This window comes from Maribacter confluentis (genome assembly GCF_030505015.1).
Taxonomy (GTDB): Bacteria; Bacteroidota; Bacteroidia; order Flavobacteriales; family Flavobacteriaceae; genus Maribacter; species Maribacter sedimenticola.
Window position 1 is genome coordinate 1,022,159 of record NZ_JAUKUC010000001.1, and the last position, 6,459, is coordinate 1,028,617.

Here is a 6,459-nt window from a genome sequence, read left to right on the forward strand (position 1 = left end):
TATGGCAAAAAAAGAAGATTCCTCTGTAGAAGCGAAGTTAAGAGCATTATATGATTTGCAATTAATTGATTCTAGAGTCGATGAAATAAGGAATGTTCGTGGAGAACTACCTTTAGAAGTAGAAGATTTGGAAGATGAAGTCCTAGGCCTAAAAACGAGAATGGATAAACTTAAAACTGATTTAGAGAACATCAACTTCGAAATCGGTGCCAAGAAAAATCTAATTGAAGAAGCTAAGGCCCTAATTAAAAAATACGGCGAACAACAAAAAAATGTTCGTAACAGTAGAGAATTCAATTCTATCAGCAAAGAATTGGAATTTCAAGAATTGGAAATACAGTTGGCAGAAAAGAACATTAAAGAGTTCAAGGCCCAAATAGAGCAAAAGAAAGCTGTAATTTCTGATACTAAAGAACGTTTAGCGGAACGCGAGGCACATTTAAAGCATAAGAAGGGCGAGTTGAACGCCATATTGGCCGAAACGGAAAAAGAGGAAAAAGCTTTATTGGAAGAGTCCATCAAGTTTCAGGATAAGATTGAAGAACGTTTGGTAAAAGCTTATGCGCGTATTCGCAAAAACGTTAAGAACGGTTTAGCCGTTGTACCTATTGAAAGAGGTGCTTCAGGTGGTTCTTTCTTTACTATTCCACCCCAAGTACAGGTAGAAATTGCCTCAAGGAAAAAAATAATTACAGATGAGCATAGTGGTCGTATTTTGGTTGACCCAACGTTAGCCGAAGAGGAAAGCGAAAAAATGCAAAAAATGTTCGCAAAGTTATAAGAACAATTCATCATGAGAATTAAAAAGGCCATCTTTTAGAAGATGGCCTTTTTTTAATATATTACTTTTAATGAGGCTACATCACCTTTTACTAATATTATCTGCACTCTTTCATATCCATATGATAAACGCACAAACAATCAAGGATTTTCAATGGAAGAATAGAATACTAATTTTAAATAGTAACTCAACCAATACCAGTTCGGTAGACCAAGCCATACAAAAAATCAATGGGGCACAGCAGAACGTTCAGGAAAGGGACCTCATGGTCCTTATTCTCAACAAAGACAAATTTTATACTTTAGAAAATAAATTGGTAGACCTTAAACCGGTTGCCTCTCTCAATACTTTAAATGATGGCTATATCTTAATTGGTAAGGATGGTGGCATTAAAGCACAGGAACCATATCCTTTGGACCTTAAAAATTTATTTGACCTCATTGATAGTATGCCCATGAGAAAGTCTGAAATAAAATCAAAATACTGATTAGCCCAATAGTTCCAATATTTTTTCCTCTACTTCCCTACTATCCCATTTTTTATCCAAATCGGGCATTTTCATCACCTCTTTCATAATGGCCTCTTGCGCATCTCCTTCTGCCAATGCTTCTGCATAAGGTCTTAGGGAAAAGGTAACTCTACTATATGCGGGCACCCATTTATCCGGATATTTGGAGGCAAAGTGTTTTTCAATTTTCTTTTGTAGCAAAAAATTGGCATCTGCGGTCTTACTGCTCATTTCCACAAAATTTCGATAACTTAATTCTGCAATGGCGTCCGCATTAGGTTTTCTCCTTTCTTGATAGGTCTGAAAAATTTTTTCCCAATCATTGCCCAGTTCTTGTATTATCTGGTCCAGCACATAAATATCCTCAAAACCGGCGTTCATTCCCTGACCATAAAAAGGAACAACTGCATGTGCAGAATCTCCCACTAGCGCTACTTTGTTCCAATAGGTCCATGGGTAACATTTCATGGTAACCATGGCACTGGTAGGGTTTTTAAAAAAATCTTCCGTTAAGTTTTCTATTTCATTTTTTACATTGGGAAAATAGGTCGTAAAGAACAAGACCGCGTCTTGCTTGGTCTTAATACTTTCAAAGGATACATCCCCTTCAAACGGCATGAACAACGTACACGTAAAGCTACCATCCAAATTGGGCATGGCTATGAACATAAATTTGCCCCGTGGCCAGATATGAAATGAATTTTTGTCCAATTTATGTGTACCGTCACTATTGGCAGGTATGGTTAGTTCCTTATATCCTACGTCAATAAAATCCTGGGAATAATCAAACCTACTGCGGCGCTGCATTTTGTGGCGCACCCTAGAAAAGGCACCGTCACAGCCAAATACCAAATCATATTCGTATTCTTTCCATTCTCCTTTTTCACTCTCACCCGTAAATATTTTAGCCTCTGGCAAATCTATATCCCATACCTTTTCCTCAAAACGAAAATCTACACCATTTTTTTCGGCAAGGTCTATCATCTTCCTGTTCAGTACTCCCCTGGATATGGACCATATAGCTTCACCGTCCTTTCCATATTTTTGATAATACTCTGGTTTACCTATAACATGCATGGCACGCTTGTCCAATGGAATGGCAATGGTCTTAATCTCCTCTTCCAGGCCCACGGCTTTTAAGGCATTCCACCCCCTATTGCTCATGGCCAAGTTGATCGACCTTCCTGAAAATTCTATATTTCTAATATCGGGCCTTCTGTCGAACACCGTTATGCGGTGCCCGTATCTTTTTAAATAAATTGCCAGTAATGAACCTACTAGTCCGGAGCCTATAATGGCTATATTTTTTCTTTCTTGGGTCATGCTTGAGGCTTTATGCCATCATTAAGTGAATGTTAAATGTAACAAATAATGAACTATTTATAGCATTCATTATACAAACTAAACAAATCAATTTGGAATTCTTACGATAATAATGTTTAACTTTATTTAAAATTAATTAAACAATTTTTATTTTGAAATATTTCAATATTGAAGCGTTGCAAAAACTTCCCAGCAGGCACAGGGCCCACCTCATCAATACCTGCACCGGATATAAATCTGCCAATCTAATTGGGTCAAAGGATAAAAATGGTATCACTAATTTAGCGGTCTTCAATTCCGTAGTACATATTGGTAGTAACCCTCCAATGCTAGGTTTTATTTTTAGACCATTGACCGTAAGGAGAGATACTTACCATAATTTTAAGGAAACCGGTTTTTTTACGGTCAATCAAATAACTAGTTCAATTATCAAAGCGGCCCACCATACATCCGCCAGTTATAATCATGATATTTCAGAATTTTCAAAAACCGGTTTAACCGAAATGTATTTGGATGATTTTTTTGCCCCGTACGTAGCGCAAAGTAATATAAAGATAGGTTGTAGCTATATAAACGAGTATACGATTAAGGAAAATGGATGCCTATTGATTATTGGAGCTATTGAACACTTGTACCTACCGGAAAATATTATTCAAGACGATGGCTGGTTACACTTAGAGAAAGCGGATACGGCTGCTATTATTGGGCTAGATGGTTATGCATTGCCTAAACTGTTAAACAGGTTCAATTATCAACAACCAGATGAACTCATCAAAACCATCTTATAATGGCCCATAAGAAACAATTTTTACCAACCAAAATCTGTGCGGTATGCAAAAGACCATTTACGTGGCGCAAAAAATGGGAAAGCAATTGGGAAGAGGTAAAATATTGTAGCGAAAAATGTAGAAGAAATAAAGCTTAACCAAAAACTATATCATGAACAATATCATTTGGTTTAGAAATGATTTAAGAATAGAGGACAATATTTCATTGGTTCATGCCATGAAAGGCAAAAAGGTTATAGCCTACTATTGTTTTGAATCACTTTTTTTTAAAGAGGATATATATGGATTTAAAAGAACTGAGAAATTTAGGGCCAAATTTTTAATAGAGACCTTAAAAAATTTAAAAGAGCAGTTAAAACAACTCCATATACCCTTATTTGTATATCAAGGAGAATCAGCTACCCATCTTACGCAATTGATAAATTTACATCAAATAGATAATGTGTATTTACAGAAAGAATGGACAAGAGACGAGCAGGATATAGTTAATATGGTTAAGAATAAGGCAAGGTCTACCACGTTCATTGAAACCTTTGATCAATTTTTATTTCATCCAGAGGATATACCCTATTCATCCTATGACTCCATACCTGAAATTTTTACGAGTTTCAGAAAAAAATGTGAGCTTAGCGTAAAGGTAAGGCCCATAGCCAAGATCACTCATACATTACCTTTGGATAATCTTATTGAAACCCATACGCATATACCTACCATAACGGAATTAGGATTTAATGAGTTCACCGTGGATAAACGAACGGCCTTTCCCTTTAAAGGGGGCACTTCTGAAGCCAAAGAAAGAATTGACCACTATTTTTGGAAAACCAGAAAACTTGCATATTATAAAAAGACCAGAAACGGACTGGTTGGCACTGATTATAGTTCCAAACTATCCCCATGGTTGGCCAATGGCAGTATCTCACCTAGAATGATCTTTTGGGAAGTCAAGCATTTTGAGAAAGAAATAACCAAGAACCAAGATACCTATTGGCTCATATTTGAACTTATTTGGCGTGATTATTTTAAATATATATCCTTAAAACATCAAAATACTATTTTTCTGCAACAGGGTATTCTCCAAAAAAAATATGATTGGAAAAACACCAAGGGCATGAAAACCGATTGGATAAACGGTATGACCAATGAACCTTTTGTAAATGCCAATATGAAAGAATTGGCTATGACCGGTTGGTTGAGCAATAGAGGAAGGCAAAATGTAGCAAGTTTTTGGTCAAAGGAAAAAGAACAGGATTGGCGTATAGGAGCTGCCTATTTTGAAAGTATGCTAATTGATTATGATGTGCACAGCAACTATGGAAATTGGATGTATGCCAGTGGAGTGGGCAATGACCCAAGGGACAGAAAATTTAATATAAAAATTCAAGCTGAGCGCTATGATGGTAATGGCAAGTACCAACGTCTATGGTTGCAGGATACCTTGTTTTAACTGCCCCCCACAAATAAGATAATTTAAAACACAGAAAATGAAGACCTTACGCTTAATTCTTGGTGATCAATTAAACCAAAACCACTCATGGTTCAATACCGTTGATGAAAATGTTATTTATATCATGGCGGAAATGAGGCAGGAAACGGATTATGTAAAACACCATATCCAAAAAGTAGTGGCTTTTTTTATGGCCATGCGCGACTTTAAGGACCAGCTCACGTCCAAAGGGCATCACTTTATCTATTACACTGTTACCAACCCAGAAAACCCACAACAACTTAAGCAACTGATAACACAGGCCATTGAGAAAAACCAAATACATAGATTTGAGTATTTATTACCTGATGAATATAGGTTGGACCAGCAATTAAAGGAAATTTGTGCAGACCTGACAATAGATAGCGCATTTTTTGATACGGAACATTTTTATACCACTCGTTCACAATTAAAGGATTTTTTTAAGGGAAAAAAACAATTGATCATGGAGAGTTTTTACAGAATGATGCGTAAAAAACATAACATCATGATGGTAAATGATCAACCTGAAGGTGGCAAATGGAACTTTGACCACGCCAATCGTAAAAAATGGAAAGGTCAACCAACCATACCCCATGAAAGGGGCTTCAGGAAAAACGTCACGGAAATTTTAAAAGAATTGGAAGAGGCCAATGTAGAAACGTTTGGATCAATTGACCCTGAAAAATTTAGCTGGCCCGTTACTAGAGCGGACTGTCTTTCCGTACTAAACTATTTCTGCAATGAACTTTTAGTACATTTCGGTGACTACCAAGATGCTATGCATGAAGGTCAGAAATTTTTGTTTCATTCGCGCATATCGTTTGCCATGAACGCGAAAATACTATCCCCAAAAGAGGTCGTAGACAAAGTTTTGGACCACTATTATAGCCATAAAGATGATATACATATCTCGCAAGTAGAAGGCTTTATACGGCAAATAGTGGGATGGCGTGAATACATGAGAGGTATTTATTGGAAAGAAATGCCAGATTACAAAAACATGAACAAATTGGAAAACACCAATAAACTGCCAGATTTTTATTGGACCGGAAATACCAAAATGAACTGTTTAAAACACGCTATTGGCCAAAGTTTGGATACTGCCTATGCCCACCATATTCAACGACTTATGATTATTGGCAACTTTTCCTTGTTAACACAAATGCACCCAGATGAGGTGGACAAATGGTACCTGGGCGTATATATAGATGCCCTAGAATGGGTAGAAATCACTAATACCAGAGGCATGAGCCAGTTTGCAGATGGCGGTATAGTGGCTACAAAACCATATGTAAGCAGTGCTAATTACATACATAAAATGAGTAATTATTGTGGAAATTGCCAGTATAGCTATACTAAAAAAATCGGTGAAAGCGCATGCCCTTTAAATGCTTTATACTGGAACTTTTTAGCAGAAAAGAAAAGTCATTTTAAGGACAATCAACGTATGGCCATGATGATGTCCCTATTGGAAAAAATGGATGGAGAAAAATTAGCGGAACTGCAAAAAAGAGCGCATCTAATAATTCAAGATCCTGATGCTTTTTAATTCCAAAACTAACTATAAAAATCACTAAAATTCATTTCTTTTTTA

The 6,459-nt window shown here is 36.5% G+C and carries 7 protein-coding genes; 6 read left to right on the forward strand and 1 reads right to left on the reverse strand.

What is annotated here, in order from left to right:
* Position 1: 1 nt before the first annotated feature.
* Positions 2–781 (forward strand): zinc ribbon domain-containing protein, encoded by a 780-nt coding sequence (locus Q2T41_RS04510; RefSeq protein ID WP_089263083.1) that lies wholly within the window; start codon positions 2–4, stop codon positions 779–781.
* Positions 782–851: 70 nt separating this feature from the next.
* Complete coding sequence (locus Q2T41_RS04515) at positions 852–1,268, forward strand: DUF4174 domain-containing protein (RefSeq protein ID WP_304435104.1); 417 nt, start codon at positions 852–854, stop codon at positions 1,266–1,268.
* Here the strand turns inward: Q2T41_RS04515 and Q2T41_RS04520 are convergent, their stop codons facing one another.
* Positions 1,269–2,612, reverse strand: a complete 1,344-nt coding sequence (locus Q2T41_RS04520) for an FAD-dependent oxidoreductase (protein ID WP_089263087.1) — start codon at positions 2,610–2,612, stop codon at positions 1,269–1,271.
* Positions 2,613–2,764: 152 nt separating this feature from the next.
* On the opposite strand from Q2T41_RS04520, the gene Q2T41_RS04525 reads away from it, so the two are divergent.
* Genes Q2T41_RS04525 through Q2T41_RS04540 form a run of 4 tightly spaced genes read left to right on the forward strand, consistent with a single transcriptional unit; the run spans position 2,765 to position 6,414 of the window.
* On the forward strand, positions 2,765–3,400 hold the full coding sequence (locus tag Q2T41_RS04525; protein ID WP_304435105.1) for a flavin reductase family protein: 636 nt from the start codon (positions 2,765–2,767) through the stop codon (positions 3,398–3,400).
* Positions 3,400–3,537 carry a DUF2256 domain-containing protein gene (locus tag Q2T41_RS04530; protein ID WP_089263091.1) on the forward strand — a complete coding sequence of 46 codons (138 nt, stop codon included), beginning with the start codon at positions 3,400–3,402 and terminating at the stop codon, positions 3,535–3,537. The genes Q2T41_RS04525 and Q2T41_RS04530 overlap by 1 nt, the downstream gene beginning before the upstream one ends.
* Positions 3,538–3,551: 14 nt before the next feature.
* A complete protein-coding gene (locus Q2T41_RS04535) occupies positions 3,552–4,844 on the forward strand; it encodes a DASH family cryptochrome (RefSeq protein ID WP_304435106.1) in 1,293 nt (430 codons plus the stop codon).
* Positions 4,845–4,881: 37 nt separating this feature from the next.
* Positions 4,882–6,414, forward strand: a complete 1,533-nt coding sequence (locus Q2T41_RS04540) for a cryptochrome/photolyase family protein (protein WP_304435107.1) — start codon at positions 4,882–4,884, stop codon at positions 6,412–6,414.
* The last annotated feature ends 45 nt before the right edge of the window (positions 6,415–6,459 follow it).